The organism is Bacillus sp. FSL K6-2869, from assembly GCF_040869405.1.
Lineage (GTDB): Bacteria > Bacillota > Bacilli > Bacillales > Bacillaceae > Bacillus > Bacillus altitudinis.
On record NZ_CP152035.1, the window covers coordinates 911483 to 934539 of the forward strand.

Sequence of the window (23057 nt, forward strand, 5' to 3'; positions counted from 1 at the left end):
TTGAACATAGAATGAACCAAACAGAGATGTTAAAAAAAGTTTGGTGGTGTCTGTGTGAAACAATTATTAGAACAAACGTTAGAAGACAGACTGGCATATTTATTAAATGGCAGTACGATCAAACAACCCCAGCTGATGTCTGATGTGGACGCTGTGGAGCGAAAGAAAGAGCTGTTTGCAAGAAGACAAGTTGAGATTGTCAAGGCGAAAGCAAAAGCAAAACTTCTCGATTCAGCTATTCAAGATGATGGAGCTCAGCAAGTACAATATCTCGCGCACCTCACTTATGTCTGTAAGGATATAGACGATTCTTTTTATTTAGAGGAACAGGTTGAGAAAAGAGAAGCGTTTCTTTATAACGACATGCTTGTGAAAGATCGGATGATGTTAGAAGAACGACAAAAGGAAGATCAGGTGGATGAGCGTTTCCAAAATGAAGACCAATTTGGAAGAGCTTTTCACTATGACCGGCGTGCAGCTGTTCAATATGCTGAGACGTATTGGAATAAACGAAATCCAGCCTATAAAAATTTTGAAGATAACTGTACGAATTTTATTTCACAATGTCTAAAAGCAGGGAATGCGCCAACGAGAGGATATCCGAACCGTGGATCTGGCTGGTGGGTTCGTCCACATACATGGAGCTACAGCTGGACGGTGGCACATTCGATGAAAAATTACTTAACGAATTCCAAAGCGGGGTTGAGAGCGAAGAAGCTCAAGGAGCCGCAGGAGCTTCAAATAGGTGATGTTATTTGCTACGATTTTGAGGGTGACGGTAGGTATAATCATACAACCATTGTCGTTGATCATGATAAAGGCGGAATGCCTCTTGTGAATGCACAAACGTATGACAGTCGTATGCGTTACTGGTCGTATGAAGATTCAACGGCTTATACACCTAGTATTCGTTATACGTTTTTTCACATTTTGGACGATGCCCCGAAGGATAGTTAATGGTATAATGTTGAGCGGAAAAGAAAATTAGAGGTGAACTTTTTTGGGACTTCATGTCGTTTTATATCAACCAGAAATTCCAGCTAATACTGGAAATATTGCGCGAACATGTGCAGCAACAAATACAACACTTCATCTGATTCGTCCGCTTGGTTTTTCGACAGATGATAAAATGCTGAAGCGTGCAGGACTCGATTATTGGAAATATGCCAATGTCGTCTATCATGATTCATTAGATGAATTGTTTGAGGCTCATCCGAAGGGGCAATTTTTCTATATCACAAAGTTTGGGCAAAAGCCGCATACAACGTTCGATTACTCGCAGTTAGATGAAGACTATTTCTTCGTATTTGGCAGAGAGACGAGTGGATTGCCAAAAGATTTGATTGAACGGAATATGGATCGCTGTCTACGTTTACCAATGACAGAGCATGTTCGTTCACTGAATCTATCGAATACGGCAGCGATTCTTGTGTATGAGGCGCTTCGCCAGCAACAATACCGAGATTTGATATAAGAACATGATAAAAAGCCGAGATCCCATCTCGCTTTCAGTGAATATGTAAGTGCTGAAAATATGAACGAAATGAAAAAGGATGTTCCGCTGATGGAACATCCTTTTTTTCATTTACCAGGCTTGCCTTCGTAGCCAGCTGTGAAAATGGATACTAAAAACGTAATGATGACGCCCATCATAATGACCGTTCTCATATAAGCTCCCCCTTATCCCTTTGTTCCTTTGCTGCCGGTTTCATATGTTGTGAAGTTCGCCTTGAAAAGCAGGAGATGAAGATCATTTTTCTCCTGTTTTTCCTTTATTATGAAGGGTCTTGCGGATGGTTGTCAATTCAGTTTGCCAATTCGTCATTTTGAAGAACGAAAGCATGTAATAGGACGCCTCCGCATAGATTGTAAAACAGTATCTGATTTCTAGCTTCAATCTTGAAAGAGGAGGTTCATATGGATATTTTAAAGAAAATTGAACAGCACAGAGAAGAAGAGCAGCGACTGAAATGGGAAGGCACATTCAGCGAATATTTAGATATTATTAAAGAAAATCCAATTGTCGCTCAATCTGCTCATTCTCGCGTTTATCATATGATTAAGGACAGCGGGATTGAAGAGGAGAATGGGGTCAGAACCTACAAATTTTTTGATCAGGAGCTTTTTGGTTTAGAGGAATCATTGGAAAGGCTAGTGGAAGAGTATTTTCACCCTGCGGCTAAACGTTTAGATGTCAGAAAGCGTATTTTATTGTTAATGGGCCCAGTCAGCGGCGGGAAATCGACGCTTGTCACAAGGCTGAAAAGAGGGCTGGAAGAGTATTCACTGACAGATCATGGCGCAGTCTATGCGATTAAAGGCTGCCCGATGCATGAAGATCCGCTTCATCTCATTCCGCAAAATCTGCGGGAGGATTTCTATAGAGAATACGGCATACGTGTGCAGGGGAATTTATCACCTTTGAACTTGATGAGGCTGGAAGAGGAATATGGCGGCCGCATTGAGGATGTGAGAGTGGAACGAATCTTTTTCTCAGAGGACAAACGGACCGGCATTGGTACCTTCAGCCCGTCGGATCCGAAATCTCAGGACATTGCTGACTTAACAGGAAGTATTGATTTTTCAACGATTGCTGAATTTGGTTCAGAGTCAGACCCGCGTGCGTATCGGTTTGATGGAGAGCTCAATAAAGCGAACCGTGGAATGATGGAATTTCAGGAGATGTTAAAGTGTGATGAGAAATTTCTATGGCATCTTCTTTCATTAACGCAGGAGGGAAATTTTAAGGCAGGGCGTTTTGCGTTGATTAGTGCGGATGAATTGATTGTTGCACATACGAATGAAACGGAGTATCGGTCATTTATTTCAAATAAAAAGAACGAGGCTTTACACTCAAGAATTATTGTGATGCCGATCCCTTATAATTTAAAGGTGACAGAGGAAGAACGCATTTATCATAAGATGATTTCAGAAAGTGATGTTTCAGATGTTCATATTGCCCCGCATACGCTAAAGGTGGCTGCGATGTTTTCTATTTTGACAAGGCTGAAAGAGCCGAAGCGGTCTGATATCGATTTGGTGAAAAAAATGCGACTGTATGATGGGGAAAGTGTCGAAGGTTTCCAATCTGTTGATATTGATGAGATGAAAAAGGAATTTCATGACGAAGGAATGAGCGGAATTGACCCGAGATATGTCATTAACCGCATTTCATCCACTATTATTCGAAAGAACATGGAATCCATCAATGCACTGGATGTCCTCCGTTCCTTAAAAGAAGGACTGGATCAGCATCCATCGATCTCAAGTGAAGATCGGGAACGTTATTTGAATTTTATTTCTGTCGCACGAAAAGAGTATGACGATATGGCGAAGAAGGAAGTTCAAAAGGCATTTGTGTATTCCTATGAGGAGTCTGCGAAAACTCTCATGGATAATTACTTAGATAATGTCGAGGCGTACTGCAATAAAAACAAACTGCGTGATCCGTTAACAGGTGAAGAAATGAATCCTGATGAAAAGCTCATGCGTTCAATTGAGGAACAGATCGGCATTTCTGAAAACGCCAAAAAGGCATTCAGAGAAGAAATCCTTATTCGGATTTCAGCTTATGCGAGAAAGGGCAAACGCTTTGATTATAATTCTCATGAGAGATTACGAGAAGCCATTCAGAAGAAGCTCTTTGCCGATTTGAAAGATGTCGTGAAAATTACGACATCGACGAAAACGCCGGATGAGCAACAGTTGAAAAAGGTCAATGAAGTAGTGGCGCGATTGATTGATGAGCATGGCTATAATTCTACAAGTGCAAATGAACTCTTAAAATATGTAGGCAGTCTTCTGAATCGTTAATAAATGAAGGAGGCATTATTGGCGCAAACCAGCACCGGTAATGTCTTTTTTAAAAATCGTCGTCATTTCGACGACGGCCAGCATACGATAATGGAATCGATGGGTACAAGAATTGTCCAAAAAGGTGAGGAGGGGGATGGATGTCCCGGCAAGAAAAAAGTCAGTTTATTGTGTCTCAGGAAGACTGGTCCCTCCATCGAAAAGGCTTTGATGACCAGCAGCGTCATCAGAAAAAAGTCAAAGAGGCGATTAAAAACAATTTGCCGGATCTTGTCACAGAGGAAAGCATCATCATGTCTAATGGCAAAGATGTGGTCAAAATTCCGATCCGTTCTTTAGATGAATATAAAATTCGGTACAACTATGATAAGAATAAGCATGTAGGTCAGGGGGATGGAGACAGCCAGGTTGGCGATGTGGTCGCTCGGGATGGATCTGACAGTAAGCAAGGACAGGGAAAGGGGCAAGGTGCTGGAGATCAAGCCGGTGATGATTATTACGAAGCAGAAGTCTCATTAATGGATTTAGAGGAAGCGCTATTTCGTGAGCTGGAGCTACCAAATCTTAAACAAAAGGAACTTGATGATATCGTTGTCGAGGAAATTGAGTTTAATGATATTCGCAAAACGGGGTTAACCGGTAATATCCATAAAAAACGAACAATGCTGTCAGCATTTAAACGAAATGCCATGACAGGAAGCCCTTCCTTTTATCCTATTTATCCAGAGGATATTAAGTATAAGACGTGGAATGAAGTCACCAAACCAGAATCAAAAGCGGTTGTCCTAGCGATGATGGATACGAGCGGAAGTATGGGGCTTTGGGAAAAATATATGGCAAGAAGCTTTTTCTTTTGGATGACACGTTTCTTACGGACAAAGTATGAGACAGTCGAGATCGAATTCATTGCCCACCATACAGAGGCGAAGGTCGTAGATGAGGAGCACTTCTTTTCTCGGGGAGAGAGTGGGGGAACCATTTGTTCTTCTGTCTATCGAAAGGCACTAGAGCTCATAGACGAACGATATCCTCCGTCACGATATAATATTTATCCTTTCCATTTTTCTGATGGTGACAATTTGACCTCTGATAATGCACGGTGCGTGAAGCTCGTTTCTGAAATTATGAAAAAAGCCAATTTATTTTGTTATGGTGAAGTGAATCAATATAATCGGCATTCTACGTTAATGTCAGCATATAAACATATTCAGGATGAGAAATTTAAGCATTATATTTTGAAGCAAAAATCAGACGTTTTTCTCGCATTAAAAAAATTTTTTCAGCAGGAAGAAGTTCTTTCTTAAAGAGAACATTCAAAAAAACCTTTCAGCATAAGGGCTGAAAGGTTTTTTGTGTGGAGAAGGAAGGGATCACCAGAAAAAAAGTAAAACTTTCTCTTTGACATTTCAATTTTCATTTATTAATATTTAATCTTGTTAAATATAAGTTTTTCAAAAAAGATGCCGATTGTCTTTTCTTCTTTTTCTGCTTTTTGCTCATAAGTGAACAATAAGTATAAATGGGCTGCACACCATTTTCAGCGGAGTAGAAAAAGGGGAAACAGGCAGCTCTATGAGCTTGTTTCATAATCTGTCAGATGATGGGCATTCTAAGTTTGCTAAAGCAGATGACACTATATTTTTATACATGAAAGGAGAAACAAAACATGAACAGAGGGCGTTTATTGCTAACGAATATTATTGGCCTTATTGTGATTCTTGCCATTATTGCCGGAGGTGCTTATTACTACTACGAAAGCACAAACTTCGTAAAAACAGATGAAGCAAAAGTGACAGGTGACATGTACCAAATTACAGCGCCAGCAGCTGGACAAATCAAAGGCTGGGACATCAATGAAGGTGACGAAGTGCAAAAAGACAGCACAGTTGCAAAAGTTGAAGGAGAAGCAAAAACAAACATTAAAGCAGTGGCTGATGGCACATTAGTCAAAAAAGAAGTACAAAACAACCAACAAGTGCAGCCTGGGACAGTTCTTGGTGAAACGATTGACCTAAGCAAGCTTTACATTACAGCGAATATTAAAGAAACAGACATTAAGAACATTGAAAAAGGTGACAAAGTGGACATCGTTGTAGACGGCGATCCTGATACAACATTTGAAGGAACTGTTGAACAAATTGGTTATGCAACAAACTCAACATTCAATATGCTGCCAGCAACAAACTCAAGTGGTAACTACACGAAAGTGACACAAAAAGTAGCAGTGAAAATTTCAATTAAAAATCCATCTGACAAAGTACTTCCAGGTATGAATGCTTCTGTCAAAATTTCTTCTTAATGATGACTGATATCAAAAAATGAAAGGAGGTTGTCTGAGATGGCAAATCAACCTGCAGCGACAAAACAGGGAGCAGGCTCCTTGTCTTTACTGATCATTTTAATGGCCGGTTTGTTCGTAGCGATTTTAAACCAAACGCTTTTGAACGTAGCCATGCCCCATTTAATGACTGAATTTAATGTGAGTGCGACGACAATTCAGTGGCTTACAACAGGTTACATGCTTGTCAACGGTGTGCTCATTCCGTTATCTGCGTTTTTAATCACACGTTTTGGCCAGCGCAGCTTATTCCTCGTGGCGATGATTTCATTTACACTAGGGACATTTATTTGCGGTATTGCGCCAAACTTTTCTACGATGCTGATTGGTCGTTTGATTCAGGCAGTCGGTGGCGGTATCTTACAGCCGCTCGTCATGACAACAATCCTTTTTATTTTCCCTCCAGAAAACAGAGGGAAAGGAATGGGGATTTTTGGTCTTGCGATGATGTTTGCGCCAGCTGTCGGACCAACGTTATCTGGTTATATTATTGAACACTATTCATGGCGTATTATGTTTTATGGACTTGTACCAATCGGTGCGATTGTCATTATCGCGGCTTTCTTTATGTTTAAAAATATTGTAGAGCCTAAAAAAATCAAGCTGGACACTCTTGGTGCGATTCTGTCGATCGTTGGTTTTGCTTCGCTTCTATACGGAGTGAGTGAAGCGGGAAGTGATGGTTGGACAGATCCAATCGTTTTATCTACGATTATCATTGGTGCGATTGCGATCATTCTCTTTATTTTCCAACAGCTAAAAGCGGATAATCCGATGCTTGATTTCCGCGTGTTTAAATACAGCATTTTCTCATTATCAAGTGTTATTAACATTATTATTACCGTTGCCTTATACACTGGGATGTTCTTACTACCGATCTACTTGCAGAACCTCGTTGGGTTTACTGCACTGCAATCGGGGTTATTAATGCTTCCAGGGGCACTTGCGATGCTCATTATGTCCCCAATTTCAGGGATCTTGTTTGATAAATTTGGACCTCGTCCACTTGCCATTGTGGGGATGCTGATTACGGTTGTCACCACATACGAGTTTACACAGCTTACGATTGATACATCTTATAGTCACATTGTGCTCATGTATGCAGTACGTGCCTTTGGTATGTCACTCTTAATGATGCCAGTCATGACTGCTGGGATGAACCAATTACCGCAGCATTTAAACAGTCATGGTACAGCGATGTCAAACACACTGAGACAAATCAGTGGTTCGATCGGTACGAGTTTGATCACGACGATTTATACAAATCGCACGACATTCCATTATTCCAATATGGCAGATCAAACGAATACAGCTGATCCGTTCTTTATGAATTCATTCCAGGCGGCTGTCTCTAATGTGATGCACCATATGGGCATGACAGCAGAAGCTGCTCAAAAATATGTGTCGACCCAGCTCTTTACGAAAGCACAAGTCGATTCCAATGTGATGGGCATCAATGATGCTTACATGTGGGTGACATTATTCTGTGCAGCTGGTGTGATTCTCAGCTTGTTCCTGCGAGATGTACGTAAGGATAATAAGCGAAAAGAAAAGCAGGATAAGAAACAAGAAATGACATTGCTTCCAGCACCTAAGGAAGCAAACCAAGATGCAAGATAAGTGTGGAGGGACCGTACATGAAAATTTATGTCGTATACGATAGTGAAGGTGACCATACAAAAGCACTTGCAGAAGCGATTGCAGCTGGCGCAGGTGAAACAGAGCAAGCTGAAGTGTTCATTGATCATGTGAAAGATGCGGATATCCGCAAGCTTGATCAAATGGATGCAATCATTTGGGGCTGCCCTGGTCACTTTGGTACCATTAGTTCTGGATTAAAGACATGGATTGACCGTCTTGGGTATTTATGGGCAGAAGGAAAACTCATCGATAAAGTCGGTGCCGTTTTCTGTACCACTGCCACAACACACGGCGGATTAGAAATGACGATGCATAATTTGATTACGCCAATGTTCCATCAAGGGATGCTTGTGGTCGGCCTTCCTGGAAATGTTCCAGAAAATGCGTTATACGGCTCTTATTATGGAGCAGGTGTGACGTGCCCGATTGATTCTGATGAAGTGATTTCTACAGAAGGCATTGAGCTAGGGAAAGCATTAGGAAGACGTGTAGCATCAGTCACTGCGTCATTTAAGCGATAAGGAGAGGGTTCTTTTGGCGACGATTATTGTAGCGTTAGTAGCTGCTGTTCTAGTCATTATCGGATTAGTAGCGTTCAATGTCAGACACGCTTCGGCCGAGAAGGAAGAGATCAAAGAAGATGTTTCGAATCATCCTGACGTGCCGCATAGCGAGCCAGAAGTTGCGGCGAGACCTGTAGAGCCTGAAGTGGAAGAAAAAGCGTCAGAGCCTTCTCAGACAGATGATGCTCCGTCAGGTGATGATTTCTATAGACAGGCGCTTCAAAAGTTTAAGCAGCCAGAACCACCTGTCAAAGAAGAAGAACCAGAGACGAAAATGAATGATGATATGTATCGTTCTGCTTTACAGAAACTAAAGCAGAAGGACAAATAAAAAGAGAACCTCTCGTCAGGTTCTCTTTTTTTATTGCACAAAAAAACCGCCGGCATAAAAGCCGAGCGGTTTTCCTTCACTCTATAAAGTGCTAAAAGAGCAGATGCTCTTAAATTACGCTTTGTTAACGTTAGCAGCTTGTGGTCCACGGTTACCTTCAACGATTTCGAAAGAAACTGATTGACCTTCTTCTAAAGTTTTGAAGCCTTCGCCTTGGATAGCAGAGAAGTGAACGAATACATCGTCTTGACCTTCTACTTCGATGAATCCGAAACCTTTTTCAGAGTTGAACCATTTTACTTTACCTTCTAACATGAAATTTCCTCCTAAAGCGATCTTAACGCTTAAATTCACTATTCTTGCTCTTACACAAACTTCAAAGACGAAAACTCTTTCAAAACTTTCTTCTTAAAGATGATACGAACAAAAATAATTACCTTTACTTTACCAGTGTTTGCGGGAAAAAACAACTGTTATACGAAAACTTTTTTAAAAATAATTCGCGCTAACAAATTGAGGAAAAAGCCTATGTTAAGTGTTCTCTTTTTCGTCCAGAAAAGCTCACTTGGTTTCTGCCTGACTGCTTCGCTTTATAGAGCTCCTGGTCTGCAATAATCGGTAATTGTTTCATGTTTTCACTTGTTCCTGCATCATAAGCACATCCAATTGACACCGTAATGTGAATCGATGTTCCGTTTTGTAAATAAATTGGCTGATCCGCCATTTTTTTTCGTAAACGTTCCGCAATTTGCCATGTTTTTTCAACGGAACAATTCGGTAAAAGCACAGCAAATTCTTCACCGCCGATTCGACCAATATAATCAGAGCTTCTTGTGTTCTTAATTAGCCTTGTTCCGATTTCTTTTAAAACGATATCTCCCTCATGATGTCCATACTGATCATTGATGGTTTTGAAATAATCGATGTCTAGATAAATCAAGGACATTTGATGGATAGGTTGCTTTAAGTTCAGAGAAAAAGCATCACTTAATATTTCATCGAATTTCCGTTTATTTAAAACACCAGTTAAAAAGTCATAATGAGCTTGGAATTTATACAAATTTAACATCTGATACGCTTTTGTTTGATGCTCAATGACATAAAAGTTAAATAAACCGGCAATATACGAGAATATCCAATAGGCAGTATGCAGTTCAAATGATCTTTCATTGACGATGATGATAAATAAAATCGTCGCTATGACGTTGCTCATGGTAATAGATAACAGCATTTTTACGACGTGATTGATATGACGCTCAGCAATTAAAAAAGAAGCTGTGGCGATAAATATCATGGAAAAAATATTAATGAAAGAAGCGACATTGGCTTCGATTAATAATCGGCCAATAATGATCACACAGGCTGCAATGAACGTTTGTGCAATGCCTCCATAAAATGCCGTTAAAATAAGGGGGATATGTCTTAAATCGATGATGGCTGGTCCTGCTTTAATAGAGAAAAACATTAAGAGGACACCGAGTAACCCAGAGATCATTCCTTTATAAATTTGTCTGAGCAGGGTGTCTTCCTTTTTTAAAAAATTCTCTTTAAACACAAGCATCAATAAATAATGGAAAGTGACAAGAATTGTTAAATTAATAAAGAGGTCTCTTAGCAAAATAAAATCACCTTTTTAAAATTACTAAAATTTGTTGCAAAAGAAAAGAGGAAACAAGATAATTAATAAAAATTTCACTTATGAGGGGTTTAAAATGAGGAGGGAACAATTTCCAGATCGAACGGACTGGCTTTCTTTTTTTGAGACGTGGCCTGATGAAGGATTTGAACGAGATATGCCCATTGAATATCAAGATCTAACGTTTCGGTTTGAGAATGAGGAAGAGCGATTTGTGGTGACGATGTCTCTTGGAGTACAAGAATTTTCTTTGAAGGCTGTTCGAAAAAAGGACGCATCCGTTTTAGGAGTATATGCCTTTAAAACTGTGCGACATGTAGAAATAAAAAAGGATCGGCAGCATGAAAAAGAGCTGTTGATACTATTAGATGGTGTGGAACGGTTTGTTATCACGATCGAAATCACCTTCTTGCCTTCCTTCTGCATCATGGTGAAAGAGCATTTTTCAGGAGAATAAACAGGAGCCTTTCTGAAAAAAAGGCTCCTGTTTTAGTTATTTGTGCTCGATGTCATTGAGTACTTGCTGAATAGATTCATCATCCATTACATTCATGACACTTTCATCAATGTGAAGAGACTGGGCGTAAGACTCTCTCGGCGGCTGATGAGTTTGGTATGTTTTTGATGATGTTTGATGCTGGCTTGTTTCATTAGGCTGGACAGCGGTGAATGCTTGCTTGATCATTTGTCCTACTTCAGCTGTGCCTTTTGAGTCTTTACGTGAATGTGAATGGGACTCATGACGAGATGACTCATGATGGTGTTGATCTTTGCCTTTCATCGTTGAGGACAAATTCATTTGAGTCATGCTGCTTAGTCTTCTCCGTAATAGTGGTGAAAATAATGCAATGATGGCTGTTGATGCTGCGATCATTGCACCAGTACTCATACCTTTTCTCTTTTTAAACAAACGAATCCCTCCATTTGATCGTGATGATACTTCTTCATCATGTTTAGGATGACCAATCAAGGCTGATTTATGAATTCATTGCTGAAATAGAGGATGTGTGCATAAAAAGTCTGCTGGATGAAAAACCTATGAGCAAAAGGAGGGAATAAATTGATGAATAAGAAATGGATGCTATCTTTATTACTCGTTCCAACATTGATCACTGCTGGGTGTGGAATGAACAACCAAGGCGATGAACGAAGAGGAACAATGAAACGACAGTACGAAAATGTCACATATAAGAACGACAACATGAGACAGGATCAACCAAATGTGCAAACACCTCAGAAGGTGAAAGTGGCAGATAAGGCATCAGAGCTTGTTGCCAACATGTCTGAAGTGAAAACAGCGAACGTACTTGTCACAGGGAAAAATGCATTTGTTGCTGTCGTGCTTGAAGGCAATAAAAGCGGAGATGTAACAGACGATTTGAAAAAGAAAATTTCTGACAAAGTCAAATCGACGGATCAACAAATTGATAATGTGTATGTATCTGCTAATCCAGACTTTGTCGATCGTATGGCAGGGTACGGAAAACGTATTAGAAGTGGAGAGCCAATTTCAGGATTCTTCGACGAGTTTACTGAAACGGTTCGACGTGTCTTCCCTGAATCAAAATAGCTACGACAAAAGCCGTATGTCATATGCGGCTTTTTTGTTTGGAACCGCACCTTGCGCACCTGACTGCATAAAGTAAAAAATATATCACCTCTTGTTGATCTTTGTTTTTTCATAGAAAGAGAAAGAGGTTGCAGGATGAATTCAGGTGGGGAGTAAATGAAAGCAAAACCGTCATTAATTCATAAAAAACTTGTAAGCGGAATGATTGCAGCAGGTTTGATTTTTTATGCGTTCACTGCGTACTTGATTTATGTAGGGTTCCAGCTGGCAGAGCAATATCTAGAGCAGCATTCTTCGCCTAAATCGGTCTTAACGGAAGGACTCAATAAGCAAGTCTATGAACATATTCGAATCTACTATGCAAAGGATGAGGGCGCCTTTGTCGATTTGACCATAGAAGCGCTGGAACAGGCAAAGAAGAGAACGATGTCAGTGTTTCAGTATGAAGCTGACAAACCGTTAGATATCATTTATTTTGATGATAAAGAGACGATTGAGCAATTTGCCGGTATCAAGCATATTACAGGTTTTTATTCTGATGTTGATCATATGATTGGATTATACCCAGATAAACGGGAAGAATTGTTGAAGAAAGAGACACTGCCTTTATACTTTTTCAACACGTTATTCATTCATGAGTATGCCCATTTCGTTTTCTATGAAAAGGTGCATGCATACAATGTATCTCCAGTCGTCTTTCCCCTTTGGTTCCATGAAGGAACAGCAGAATGGACGGCCTATGATGTGCTGAACGCCACGTCTGAACGGTTTGACGTCATTCCTTTTAAATCTCTTTATTCTGATCAAGACTGGCAAGAATCCCGCACGACGTATGAGACAGATGTTTATTTACAAAGCTACTATATGATCTATGAGCTTGTGCAGCTTTATGGACGAGATGTCATACATGAGATCATGGAGGAAACGGCGAAAACTAGTCGTTTTGATAGAGGGTTTGAACAAGCGACGGGACAACGTCTCACAGATTTTGAAGAGCAATTTAAACTGAAATATCAAAGAAAAAACGGCTGATCTGTAAATAGGTCGGCCGTTGTTTTTGTTTAATGAAGCGGTTTTTGCTGGTTGGCTTTGCTTGGCGGCATCTGCACTTGTCCCTGCATAGGGGCAAATGTAGACGTCATCGCCTGCATATCTTGAGCTGTAAGCTGCGGAACTTGATAATAGCTATGTTTGTTTTGATATAAGAAAATCTCATACGCCATTTCAATAAAGTTCGGGATTTGCGCTGCAAGCACACGTCGCACCACAGGGTTTGTGACCTCTAATGCAGTCATTGAGAGTAATCCAGCATGAGATTTCACGAGACCAAGCATATGCCCTGTAATTCCCGCATCTTTTACATCCTGTAATGATTGATTTGGTTTCTTAGGCTGAGATGGTTTTATTCCGTATGTCACCTGTGTCTGTTCTTTCATCATATAAGTAGATGTTTCTTCACTAGGCTTTTGACCAGTAGAAAAGCAATCTACCGTGACGTTGTACTGGGACAATACAAATTGATATTGTCGATCTAACATGTCGGATAATGCGGGATCTTGGATAAATTGCCGAAAGATCATGTATTGATCCAAAATATTAATGGTCCCTGCTAACACCTCATGTAAATCAAATAACTCATGCCCGCCATGATTGAATTGGGGCTGCTGGACATGTCCTTGAACGTTTGGTTGCTGATCGTTTTGCATAAAGAATCCTCCTTCTGTTTATACAGTCTGTTTTAATGTGAGGAAGTTTTCCTCCTTTCATGCAAAAAACATTATTTACAATTAGAGGGTTTTCTTCCTTTTTGTCGAAAAAATGTATCAGACGAATGAACATGGGGGTACCAGATGCAGGACAAAATCATTAATCGTTTGATAGAAGACGAACATGTGCAGGCACCAGTGATTGGCATCGGTGTTTCGCCGTTTGAACAGCATCATCTTGAGGCTTTTTTTCAATCATTTCCGCATGAATTAAATGCCTCTTTTATTGTTGTGCAAAATCATGTGACAGGCGATTGTGTAACTGATTTGGAAGCACTTGTTTTACCGATTGGCTACCGGGTAAAGCCGATTAAGCATGGTGAGAAAGTCATGAAAAATACGATTTATGTTTGTCCGCAGCATGCAGCTGTGACATTGACAGAAGACAAACGGCTACACATAACAGAGCAGCATCCCACGAACAAGGCGTGTGCTGTAAATTCGTTGTTTCAGTCACTTGCCAATGTGCAAAAGGAAGAGGCCTATGCGATCTTTTTTCAAAAAGGCTATTGTGTAGGAAGTGGTTTGCTTCAAATCGTTGAGCAAGGCGGTACAGCCATATCGTGCAGTGAGACAAATAGTGGGTTTGATCGTATGTATCATCAAACATTTCAAGACCCATCTGCACTTGCGTCATATATAGCCAACATCATCAACGTTCCGCATACAGATGTTGCAGACCCTGTTTTGATCAGAATCATTGAACGTCTTGAAATGCATAAAGGAATTGCATTTTCAACCTATGAGAAGCGCAGACTGCTCTCTGTCATTCAAAAAAGAATGAGGAGTGCGAACCAATCGATCTCCTTATTGTCCGAGTACGATCGTTTATTAGAGAGAGAACCAGATGAGCTTGATCGCCTGCATGTACAGCTTTTAAGCGGCACGACTTCCTTTTTTAGAGATATGGAAGCCTTTCGAGTATGTGAACATCACATCATTCCGTCGATCATTGATAATACAATGAAAAATGGGAAATCTCGATGCCGCATTTGGATTGCAGGATGTTCTACAGGTGAAGAAGCCTATTCTTTTGCGATGTTATTTTTAGAAGAAATGAAACGAAGACAAGTGTCCATTGAACTTCAAGTGTTTGCAACAGACATCAATCGGAAAGCCATCCAAAGTGCAAGCAAAGGTGTTTATTCGCTTGAGTCTATGGCACGGATGCCAGAAAAATGGAGGGCGCGATATTTCGAAAAAAAAGGTGACGCTTTTATTGTGAAGCAGTCGCTTAGAAAACATATAGTCTTTGCTCCTCACAATTTATTGATCGATTCACCTTTTATCCACCTCGATTTTATCAGTTGCCGAAATGTTCTGATGTACTTCCAGCCAGAAGTACAAAAACGAGTCTTATCTCGATTCCAATATGCACTAAAGGATCAAGGGATGTTGATATTAGGGCCGAATGAAAAGGTACCCAATATCCCTCGTTTATTTCATTTGTTCAATGAAAAGTGGAACATTTACACCCACTCAAACGTTCCTAAATACAATGCAGGTCATACGGAGTTAAAAGAACGAGCTGTCCAATATATGGAAGAAGTAGAGCGGGAGTATGATGCATGTTTCATCATAGACGATTGCGAGAAAATCCTCGCGATATCAAACGGTGCCTATTCTTTCTTAGCGCATGCAGAAGTCTCAGATGAATTATGTGAATATGTAACCCCTGATTATATGAAAGAGATACTAAGTCAAAGCTTTCAAAAGGTATGGACTGAAGAGACTGAGGTTGTCTTTCAACATGTCCTCATTTCGAAAAATGGAAGAAAGCAGTATGCTGATTTCACAGTGAAATATTTTGATCGCCGTTTTAAAGGAGTATACGTCATTCTCATTCGGATGAGTGAGAGAGGAAAAAATCAAAAGAACGACAGGGACAAAGGGATGTCAGATCAGAATTCGGTTTATCAACAGCGAATTGTCGATTTAGAAAACGAGCTCAATGAGGTCAAACAAAAGGAGCAAGAAGCAAGGGCTCAATTAAAAGAAAAAAACAAGCAAATAGAAGTGCGCGAGAAAACAAACGAGCATTTTATTAATATTATAAACAATTTAAAGGTGACAAGAGAAGAACTGTACCGGCCGTCTGTGAAGCCAGAACTTGCCACGTTGTTTGTGGACCGGGAAATGAATATTCGCTATCACACTCCTACAGCTACCTCTTTATTCACTTCAGCTCAAACCCGGCACCAGCAAACGTTTCAGTCGATGGTGAAGAAGTTATCGAAGGAAATGCTCTATCATGATATTCAATCTGTCATTTCAGATAGGCGCGTGATCGAACGTGAAATTGAAACGAACGAAGGAGAACAATTCACGGTTCATATGACGCCTTTCTATGATCAAGATCGCGAGGGAGCAGTGATGACCTGGATCAAAATGACCGAAATGACGAAATTGAAGCAGGCTCTTCATCTTGCGGTGACAGCACTTGATAACAGCCATATTCATATTGTGGTTGCAACAGGAGAAGGTGTCATTCAGTGTGTCAACCAGCGCTTTTGTCAGTTTGTACAACAGCATGAATATGACTTGATCGGAAAAGATATTTTTTCTGTCTATTATGCGTTGTGTCAATGTGATGATCTAGCGAAACAATGGGACGTGTGTTTAAGAGAGGGCAGCTGGACAGGTGAGCTGTATTTTCAGGACTTATCAGGGCGTGAGCGATGGGAAAGAGTCTCTTTACACCGAATCGATGACCCTGACAAAATGCAGTCTACTGTCATGCGGATTTCAGAGGATATTACAAGTCAAAAACAGTCTGAGAAAATGCTGATGAAGTCTGAAATGCTGTCAGCAGTTGGACAGCTTGCAGCTGGTATTGCCCATGAGATACGTAACCCACTTACGTCGTTAAAAGGCTTTTTACAGCTAATGATTCAAAGTAAAAAGTATCAGAAGGATTATGCCGATGTGATGATGTCAGAGTTTAATCGGCTTGAGTCTATTATTAACGAATTCCTTGTGCTCTCTAGAAGTAAATCTGTTAAATTTGAACCGGTGAATGTGAATCTTCTGCTCGAAGAAGTCATTATGGTCGTTGAATCTCAGGCGGTCTTAAAAGGAGTGTCGATTCAAAAGAATTTGGCTCCCTCTCTGCCACATATTCAAGGCATTCCAAATGAATTGAAACAAGTGTTCCTTAACATTCTTAAAAATGGAATTGAAGCGATGGATGGAGTAACAGGTGTGATCCAAGTGACTTCATTATTGAAAAACGACCAAATGATGCTGATATTTGAAGACCAAGGAAAGGGCATACCAGAAGATGAGATTGGGAAATTAGGCGAACCTTTTTACACAACGAAAGAAAAAGGCACGGGTCTTGGATTAATGATGACCATTAAGATTATTGAAAGCCATGGCGGTACCATTCGTTTTGAGAGCAAAAGCTTTGAAGGGACACGTGTGATTATTACGTTTCCAAGTAATTGAGATCAGCTTTACATGAAATCCATCCAGTCTTAATAATTGCTTTGTACACTAGAAGAGATGAAGTTCAAAGGGGAGAAATCTAATGAAACGTATACAATCCATTCGAATGGTCTGTTGTTTGATTTTGGTGATATTTAGTCTGCAATCTTTACTGCCTAGTATCATGACAGCTGAGGCGTTTTCTTCTTCTGAGAAAAAGGAGACTTTATGGAAACAAACAAAGCCGATGAACATAAAAAAAGCCCGAAAACTGATAGGAGAAACGGTAACGGTCAGCGGAATCGTAACAGCAGATCAATCCGCTATAGGGAATGGGAAACTATCAACATATATTCAAGACAAAACAGCTGGTCTCAATATTTATTCTGCGCAGCCTAAGAATTTTCCAGAACTGAAAGCAGGCATGAAGGTCACGGTGACTGGCAAGGTGACGACTTATAAAGGGCTCGTTGAAATTGTGCCAGATCAAGATCGTCTGAAGATAGATGCTGTGAATCAGCCATTGCCTTCGCCAAAGAAAGTTTCCATTAAACAATTGGAATCGGATCAGGCAAGCAAATATGAAGGAAGATTAGTGAAGGTAAAAGGCTATGTAGAACAGACGCCAGATCAGCCAGCTGGCGGTGGATACAATGTGGTCATCATCGATAAAAAATATCATAGCACAGTCCTTAGAGTCATGGTTGATACGGGTGCCATTGATCAAGTGAAGACCGGAAAATGGTATGAGTTTACTGGCGTTTTAAGCAGATATGATACGCTGCAAGTACTTCCAAGACACAAAACCGATGTCAAATTGCTGAAGCACCAGCCAAAGCCGCCAAAAATCAAAAAAGAATATGAGGCAACGGTAGATCGTGTTGTGGATGGAGATACCATTCATTTGAAGAAGCCTGTGCTCGGCACAACAAAGGTACGCTTCGTGAATATGGACACACCAGAAACCTACCACAAGCCAAAAAATGAATTAGATCAAAACCAGCTGCGCTTTGGACAAAAAGCGACGGATTATTTAAAAACGCTTCTTTCAAGTGGTGATCGAGTCACATTAAAGATTGGCCCGGAAGCAAAGGATGGATATGGACGTCTTTTAGCTCAAGTCAAAACCAAAAAAGGGCTGAATACGAACCTAGAGCTTGTGAAAAAAGGATATGCCCCTACTTATTTCATCTGGCCTGTTGGAGATGAAAAAGAGTATCAGATGTTTCAGCAAGCAGTGAAAGATGCCAAGGAAAAAGGGCTGGGTATTTGGAATGAAGAAGATCCTCTGTTAGAACAGCCGTTTGAATTTAGAGCACGCGAGCAGAAAAAAGGGCTTACACGTTATGTTGGTGATTCATCTGCAAAAACCTACGTATCACCTGACAGCTGGAATGAGATCGATGTAGATAAACGTATCTTTTTTGCTTCTAAAGAAGAAGCAGAGCAGGCTGGATATCAGGCGTCAGCATCATCCAGTGAAGTCCCATTAACCATTTTAAGCATGAATGATTTGCATGGGAAAATTGATCAGCAATATGAGCTGGATGTAAAAGGTGATGGCAGTAAAGGAACATATGGACGGATGGATTATGTGGCGGCTTATATAAAACAAAAGCAAGCTGCGCAAAAAAATACACTGACAGTTCATGCAGGAGATATGATAGGCGGAAGCTCGCCAATATCTTCCCTTTTACAAGATGAACCAACCGTTGAACTAATGGAGAACATCGGCTTTGATGTTGGGACAGTTGGCAACCATGAGTTTGATGAAGGTGTAGATGAATTATTGCGCATCTTAAAAGGTGGAGATCACCCGAAAGGCACAAAAGGATACGATGGGCAGAACTTCCCGCTTGTTTGTGCAAACTGTGAATATAAGGATACTGGCAAACCACTTTTACCGGCCTATGAAATTATGGATGTCGAAGGAATTCCTGTGGCTTTTATCGGGGTTGTGACAACATCAGCGGCAGGTATGGTCATGCCAGAAGGAATTAAAGACATTCAATTTACTGATGAAGTCCAAGCTGTCAATGAAGCAGCGAAGGAATTAAAGCAAAAAGGGATTAAAGCGATCGCAGTTCTGGCTCATATGACCGCCTCTCAAAATGGTGATACCATTACTGGAGAAAGCGCAAGGCTTGCCAAAGAAGGTGATGACGAAATTGATGTCATTTTCGCTGGACATAATCACGAAGTGGTCAATGGAGAGGTGAATGGAAAATTAATTGTCCAAGCCTTTGAATACGGAAAGGCAATTGGAGAAGTCAATGTCACACTTGACCGGAAAACAAAAGATATTGTCAAAAAGAGTGCAAACATCCAGTATGTGGACCAGGCTGGTATTGAAAAGGATCAGGAAGCAGCGGACATTTTAGACCATTACGGAAAAGAAGTGGAGCCGATTATTAGTGAGGTGGTTGGAGAAGCAGGGGTCAAGATGGAGGGCGGCTATTCAAATGATGGTGATACACCACTTGGCAATCTCATTGCGGATGGCATGAGATATTCAATGAAAAGTGACTTTGCCATGATGAATGGTGGCGGCATCAGACAAAATCTCGAAAAAGGATCCATTACTTGGGGAGACCTCTTTAATATTCAGCCATTTGGAAATGTGTTAGTGAAGCTGGAAATTAAGGGGAAAGATTTAGTTGATATCATTGAAGCTCAAATATCTCCTCAATTTGGACCGGATTATAGCATTTCAGGCTTTTCTTATTCGTACAATCCGTTAACATATAAAGTAGTCGACTTAAAAATGCCTGATGGTTCTTCCGTTGATTTCGATAAAACGTATACACTCACAGTGAACAACTTCATGGCGACTGCCACTGGAAGTAAGTATGCACCGATTGGGCGGCTAGGGAAAAATCCGGAAACAGGCCCAGAAGATTTAGAAGCAACGGTCGCTTTTGTAAAGAGCTTCGAGGGAGCTTCTATTGTGTATCAAAAAGAGGGCCGAATTCAACAAGCGAAACAAGAAGAAAAGGCAGCAGCAAGCTAAAGAATCATCAGCAAAGACAAAGGAGTTAACGCATGAAAAAATGGCTTGCAATGATTGTGATGTCAGCGGGAATTGTGGTGCTTGGCTGGGGAATCTGGCAAATGGCTTCTACTCACTTACAAACAGCACATTCGTTAGAGGAAGCAAAGAAGGTCGTAGAAACTGATCAAGGGATGACAAAGGAAAAATTTTCACCTGAAATGGGGAAAGCCTCTGGCATCCTGACCATTCCGAAATTAAAAGCCGATTTGCCGATTGTTGAAGGGACAGATGCGGACGACCTTGCCAAAGGCGTCGGTCATTATAAAGGCAGTTATTACCCTGATCAAAATGGACAAATCGTTTTGTCGGGACACAGGGATACGGTCTTCCGCCGGACTGGTGAACTGGATATTGGGGATCAACTGAAAATCACTGTACCGTATGGCGAGTTTGTTTATGAAATTACGCATACGAAAATTGTGGATCAGCATGATACATCCATTATTACCTTACAAAATAAAAAAGAAGAGCTTGTGTTAACCACATGCTATCCATTTCATTTTGTCGGCAACGCACCAGAGCGGTACATTATTTATGCGAAAAGAGCATCTGTCTAACGTCAAAAGAGCCTGTATGATCAGGCTCTTTTTTCTACATATTGTCCATTAATTCAGCCATATCAGGTGGAAGCGGTGCTTCTATCGTCAGCTTTTCACCTGTGAATGGATGGTTCATGTCTACTTGTTTGGCATGAAGGGCGCATCTGTTTATCAGGTCACGCTTCCCGCCATATAATGTATCGCCAGCTAAAGGATGCCCGAGACTGCTAAGATGGACCCGAATTTGATGCGTTCTGCCTGTTTCTAATCGCAGCTTAACGGCCGTCATCTGTAAACGTTTATTGAGATGGAAGACCTCATAATGAGTCTTGGCGCTTTGACCAGTAGGAGAAACCCTCCTTCTGACGGCATGGTGTTTATCACGTCCAATGGCTGCTTGGATCGTTCCTTTCTTTTTCTTAAACAGTCCTTGTGCGATGGCAAGATACGTTCTGTTAATCGCTTTTTTTGAAAGCATTTGATCGAGTACAGCATGTGCCAACCTGTGTTTGGCAAAAATGACGGTGCCGCTTGTATCTTGATCAAGCCTATGTATATGTCTGACCCGCTTTTCTTCTCCATTTGCTTGAAAATGGAAAGCGACTAGGTTCGCCAGCGTACCTGTTTGTCCTTTTTCATTTGGATGCGTCGGCCTTCCAGCAGGTTTTTGAACAACTAATAAATGCTCGTCTTCAAAGAGTACCTCTAATTCACCGTATTCTGGCGTCACATCACTTTCTTCCGTCTCAAATAAATCAATGAGAATCTGATCACCTGTACTCACTTTTGCAGCATGGTGGGCAGGTTTTTGATTGAGACGGACTTTTTGGTGCTCCATCCAAAAATGGATAATCGGTTTAGAGGCAGACACTTCGTCTTTTAAAAATTGACTTAAGGAAATGCCATTTTGCTGCTCACCTACTTTTAGGGAGAGCGTGTGTCCTTTTATGATCATGATATTCGTCCTCTCTTTGGGTATATATAGGAAACACTTACCTTAGCGAATGACTTTTTTTCTGTGCTATTCTGAATGGAGTAATAACGACAGAGAGGTAGATGCCACGTGAGATTAATGAAAGCTGCGACAGACCTTCAAGAGCAGGCAATTGAAGAAGTATCAAAGGAAATTGAAGATCTCTTATCCCATTCTGTCAATGGAGAAGCGCAGGAAAAACAACCCCCGCTTACATTCATTGATGGTGTGTATAACGGGACAATGGATGATGCTTTTCGTATCTTATCAGGTCTTCAGCTATTACATACCATTATTTTAAAGCCGAAGCGACATATCACAAAACGAGATCGTGAGTTATTTGAACTCAACCGTGAACAAGTTAATGCGTGCGGCTTTTCTTTCCCGTTTGATTTAGATGATTTTGCAGGCCGTCACCTTCAAAATGCGTAAAAGTTGGTGTGAACTTCCTTGTTAACTTACAAGGTCGTCGCACATACTATTTTTAAGGGAACGGAGAAACCTTCAAGATCTGTAATACCAATTCCGCTCTTTTTCAACAATGTCTATTCTCCACGAATCGGAGCGCTTGGATCTCTTGCAGAAAGAATCGAACATGACAGGAGCCTGACAAAACGATGCAGGCTCCTTTTATACATAATCATTTTAGCAGACATTCATCTTTGAAAGTCAATTTTATTCACGATATGATAGCATTATGGAAGATATTTCAGACTTTCGGAAAAAAGGAGTGGCCTCTTTGGTAAAGGCGATTATATTTGATTTTGATGGATTAATTTTAGATACAGAAACACATGAATATGAGGTTCTGCAGGAAATGTTTGCGGAGCATGAATCGGAGTTGCCTCTGTCTGTATGGGGAAATGTGATTGGAACGCAGGCAGGTTTTAAGCCTTTTGAATATTTGGAAGAGCAGTTAGGAAAGACATTAGATCATGAGGCACTCACAGAAGACCGGCGTTCACGTTTTCAAAAGAGAATGAAGGACGAAGCAGCAAGACCTGGTGTAGAAGCTTATTTAGAAGCGGCAAAGGAGCTTGGAATTAAGATTGGACTTGCTTCCAGCTCAGATTATAAATGGGTGTCTGATCACCTGAAACAAATTGGACTTTTCGATTACTTTGAATGTATCCGCACGTCAGACGATGTGGAAGAAGTGAAACCTCACCCAGAACTTTATTTGCAAACCGCACAATGCTTAGGCGTTGAGCCAAAAGATTGCGTGGCATTTGAGGACTCTGTGAATGGGTCAATCGCTGCTAAACGAGCGGGTATGAAATGTGTCATCGTGCCAAATAAAGTGACGAGCACACTGCAGTTTGAAGAATATGATGCGAGATTAGAATCCATGGCTGAAATCGAATTGCTCCAGCTATTCCATCAGCTTGAAAAAGAGGATCAGTAAGGGG

21 protein-coding genes are annotated in these 23057 nt (G+C 40.8%); 16 read left to right on the forward strand and 5 right to left on the reverse strand.

The window, feature by feature from the left end:
* Positions 1 to 54 precede the first annotated feature (54 nt).
* The 8 genes from MHI58_RS04570 (at position 55) to MHI58_RS04605 (ending at position 8686) form a co-directional block, all read left to right on the forward strand.
* Complete coding sequence (locus MHI58_RS04570; protein WP_024719936.1) at positions 55 to 957, forward strand: amidase domain-containing protein; 903 nt, start codon at positions 55 to 57, stop codon at positions 955 to 957.
* A gap of 43 nt (positions 958 to 1000) precedes the next feature.
* Positions 1001 to 1474, forward strand: a complete 474-nt coding sequence (gene trmL / locus MHI58_RS04575) for a tRNA (uridine(34)/cytosine(34)/5-carboxymethylaminomethyluridine(34)-2'-O)-methyltransferase TrmL (protein WP_003211950.1) — start codon at positions 1001 to 1003, stop codon at positions 1472 to 1474.
* A gap of 443 nt (positions 1475 to 1917) precedes the next feature.
* A complete protein-coding gene (locus tag MHI58_RS04580; protein WP_113767231.1) occupies positions 1918 to 3813 on the forward strand; it encodes a PrkA family serine protein kinase in 1896 nt (631 codons plus the stop codon).
* A gap of 140 nt (positions 3814 to 3953) precedes the next feature.
* The gene (yhbH, locus tag MHI58_RS04585) at positions 3954 to 5117 is read left to right on the forward strand and encodes a sporulation protein YhbH (RefSeq protein ID WP_007497035.1); all 1164 of its coding nucleotides are present in this window, start codon (positions 3954 to 3956) and stop codon (positions 5115 to 5117) included.
* Positions 5118 to 5479: 362 nt separating this feature from the next.
* Positions 5480 to 6112: an HlyD family efflux transporter periplasmic adaptor subunit gene (locus tag MHI58_RS04590; RefSeq protein WP_007497037.1), complete on the forward strand. Its 633-nt coding sequence runs from the start codon at positions 5480 to 5482 to the stop codon at positions 6110 to 6112.
* Between the two features lie 39 nt (positions 6113 to 6151).
* The gene (locus tag MHI58_RS04595) at positions 6152 to 7771 is read left to right on the forward strand and encodes a DHA2 family efflux MFS transporter permease subunit (RefSeq protein ID WP_113767233.1); all 1620 of its coding nucleotides are present in this window, start codon (positions 6152 to 6154) and stop codon (positions 7769 to 7771) included.
* Positions 7772 to 7788: 17 nt separating this feature from the next.
* Complete coding sequence (locus tag MHI58_RS04600) at positions 7789 to 8313, forward strand: flavodoxin family protein (RefSeq protein WP_017366904.1); 525 nt, start codon at positions 7789 to 7791, stop codon at positions 8311 to 8313.
* 13 nt (positions 8314 to 8326) lie between these two features.
* Entirely contained in the window at positions 8327 to 8686 is a 360-nt protein-coding gene (locus MHI58_RS04605) for a hypothetical protein (protein ID WP_017360371.1), read from the forward strand.
* A gap of 114 nt (positions 8687 to 8800) precedes the next feature.
* On the opposite strand, the gene cspB is transcribed toward MHI58_RS04605, so the two are convergent.
* Together cspB and MHI58_RS04615 are read right to left on the reverse strand one after the other, a co-directional pair.
* Positions 8801 to 9001, reverse strand: a complete 201-nt coding sequence (cspB, locus tag MHI58_RS04610) for a cold shock-like protein CspB (protein ID WP_008349061.1) — start codon at positions 8999 to 9001, stop codon at positions 8801 to 8803.
* Positions 9002 to 9212: 211 nt separating this feature from the next.
* Positions 9213 to 10304, reverse strand: coding sequence for a diguanylate cyclase (locus MHI58_RS04615; RefSeq protein ID WP_045034824.1), 1092 nt, complete (start codon positions 10302 to 10304; stop codon positions 9213 to 9215).
* Between the two features lie 94 nt (positions 10305 to 10398).
* Here MHI58_RS04615 and MHI58_RS04620 point away from each other — a divergent pair, with 94 nt between their 5' ends.
* Positions 10399 to 10779, forward strand: a complete 381-nt coding sequence (locus tag MHI58_RS04620) for a hypothetical protein (protein ID WP_045034825.1) — start codon at positions 10399 to 10401, stop codon at positions 10777 to 10779.
* A 36-nt stretch (positions 10780 to 10815) separates the two neighbouring features.
* Here the strand turns inward: MHI58_RS04620 and MHI58_RS04625 are convergent, their stop codons facing one another.
* Positions 10816 to 11232 carry a hypothetical protein gene (locus tag MHI58_RS04625; protein WP_045034826.1) on the reverse strand — a complete coding sequence of 139 codons (417 nt, stop codon included), beginning with the start codon at positions 11230 to 11232 and terminating at the stop codon, positions 10816 to 10818.
* A 153-nt stretch (positions 11233 to 11385) separates the two neighbouring features.
* On the opposite strand from MHI58_RS04625, the gene MHI58_RS04630 reads away from it, so the two are divergent.
* Together MHI58_RS04630 and MHI58_RS04635 are read left to right on the forward strand one after the other, a co-directional pair.
* A complete protein-coding gene (locus MHI58_RS04630; protein ID WP_008349054.1) occupies positions 11386 to 11892 on the forward strand; it encodes a YhcN/YlaJ family sporulation lipoprotein in 507 nt (168 codons plus the stop codon).
* A gap of 156 nt (positions 11893 to 12048) precedes the next feature.
* Positions 12049 to 12924: a hypothetical protein gene (locus tag MHI58_RS04635; RefSeq protein WP_368004380.1), complete on the forward strand. Its 876-nt coding sequence runs from the start codon at positions 12049 to 12051 to the stop codon at positions 12922 to 12924.
* Between the two features lie 29 nt (positions 12925 to 12953).
* Here the strand turns inward: MHI58_RS04635 and MHI58_RS04640 are convergent, their stop codons facing one another.
* Positions 12954 to 13598, reverse strand: coding sequence for a spore coat protein (locus MHI58_RS04640; RefSeq protein WP_019743738.1), 645 nt, complete (start codon positions 13596 to 13598; stop codon positions 12954 to 12956).
* A 144-nt stretch (positions 13599 to 13742) separates the two neighbouring features.
* Between MHI58_RS04640 and MHI58_RS04645 the strand changes: the two genes are divergently transcribed.
* The 3 genes from MHI58_RS04645 (at position 13743) to MHI58_RS04655 (ending at position 20693) form a co-directional block, all read left to right on the forward strand.
* The gene (locus tag MHI58_RS04645) at positions 13743 to 17105 is read left to right on the forward strand and encodes a CheR family methyltransferase (protein WP_045034828.1); all 3363 of its coding nucleotides are present in this window, start codon (positions 13743 to 13745) and stop codon (positions 17103 to 17105) included.
* A gap of 82 nt (positions 17106 to 17187) precedes the next feature.
* Entirely contained in the window at positions 17188 to 20094 is a 2907-nt protein-coding gene (locus MHI58_RS04650) for a 5'-nucleotidase C-terminal domain-containing protein (protein ID WP_045034829.1), read from the forward strand.
* A gap of 32 nt (positions 20095 to 20126) precedes the next feature.
* Positions 20127 to 20693 carry a class D sortase gene (locus MHI58_RS04655; protein WP_045034830.1) on the forward strand — a complete coding sequence of 189 codons (567 nt, stop codon included), beginning with the start codon at positions 20127 to 20129 and terminating at the stop codon, positions 20691 to 20693.
* Between the two features lie 34 nt (positions 20694 to 20727).
* On the opposite strand, the gene MHI58_RS04660 is transcribed toward MHI58_RS04655, so the two are convergent.
* Positions 20728 to 21630, reverse strand: coding sequence for an RluA family pseudouridine synthase (locus tag MHI58_RS04660; protein ID WP_025207003.1), 903 nt, complete (start codon positions 21628 to 21630; stop codon positions 20728 to 20730).
* 108 nt (positions 21631 to 21738) lie between these two features.
* Here MHI58_RS04660 and MHI58_RS04665 point away from each other — a divergent pair, with 108 nt between their 5' ends.
* Together MHI58_RS04665 and MHI58_RS04670 are read left to right on the forward strand one after the other, a co-directional pair.
* A complete protein-coding gene (locus tag MHI58_RS04665) occupies positions 21739 to 22080 on the forward strand; it encodes a DUF5365 family protein (RefSeq protein WP_024719947.1) in 342 nt (113 codons plus the stop codon).
* A gap of 307 nt (positions 22081 to 22387) precedes the next feature.
* Positions 22388 to 23053: an HAD family hydrolase gene (locus MHI58_RS04670; protein WP_017366913.1), complete on the forward strand. Its 666-nt coding sequence runs from the start codon at positions 22388 to 22390 to the stop codon at positions 23051 to 23053.
* Positions 23054 to 23057: the final 4 nt, after the last annotated feature.

Excerpts from the sequence above, each read along its gene's own strand:
- MHI58_RS04580 (WP_113767231.1), top strand. The coding sequence starts at position 1,918 with ATGGATATTTTAAAGAAAATTGAACAGCACAGAGAAGAAGAGCAGCGA.
- yhbH (WP_007497035.1), top strand. The coding sequence starts at position 3,954 with ATGTCCCGGCAAGAAAAAAGTCAGTTTATTGTGTCTCAGGAAGACTGG.
- MHI58_RS04590 (WP_007497037.1), top strand. The coding sequence starts at position 5,480 with ATGAACAGAGGGCGTTTATTGCTAACGAATATTATTGGCCTTATTGTG.
- MHI58_RS04595 (WP_113767233.1), top strand. The coding sequence starts at position 6,152 with ATGGCAAATCAACCTGCAGCGACAAAACAGGGAGCAGGCTCCTTGTCT.
- MHI58_RS04600 (WP_017366904.1), top strand. The coding sequence starts at position 7,789 with ATGAAAATTTATGTCGTATACGATAGTGAAGGTGACCATACAAAAGCA.
- cspB (WP_008349061.1), bottom strand. The coding sequence starts at position 9,001 with ATGTTAGAAGGTAAAGTAAAATGGTTCAACTCTGAAAAAGGTTTCGGA.
- MHI58_RS04620 (WP_045034825.1), top strand. The coding sequence starts at position 10,399 with ATGAGGAGGGAACAATTTCCAGATCGAACGGACTGGCTTTCTTTTTTT.
- MHI58_RS04630 (WP_008349054.1), top strand. The coding sequence starts at position 11,386 with ATGAATAAGAAATGGATGCTATCTTTATTACTCGTTCCAACATTGATC.
- MHI58_RS04635 (WP_368004380.1), top strand. The coding sequence starts at position 12,049 with ATGAAAGCAAAACCGTCATTAATTCATAAAAAACTTGTAAGCGGAATG.
- MHI58_RS04640 (WP_019743738.1), bottom strand. The coding sequence starts at position 13,598 with ATGCAAAACGATCAGCAACCAAACGTTCAAGGACATGTCCAGCAGCCC.
- MHI58_RS04645 (WP_045034828.1), top strand. The coding sequence starts at position 13,743 with ATGCAGGACAAAATCATTAATCGTTTGATAGAAGACGAACATGTGCAG.
- MHI58_RS04650 (WP_045034829.1), top strand. The coding sequence starts at position 17,188 with ATGAAACGTATACAATCCATTCGAATGGTCTGTTGTTTGATTTTGGTG.
- MHI58_RS04655 (WP_045034830.1), top strand. The coding sequence starts at position 20,127 with ATGAAAAAATGGCTTGCAATGATTGTGATGTCAGCGGGAATTGTGGTG.
- MHI58_RS04660 (WP_025207003.1), bottom strand. The coding sequence starts at position 21,630 with ATGATCATAAAAGGACACACGCTCTCCCTAAAAGTAGGTGAGCAGCAA.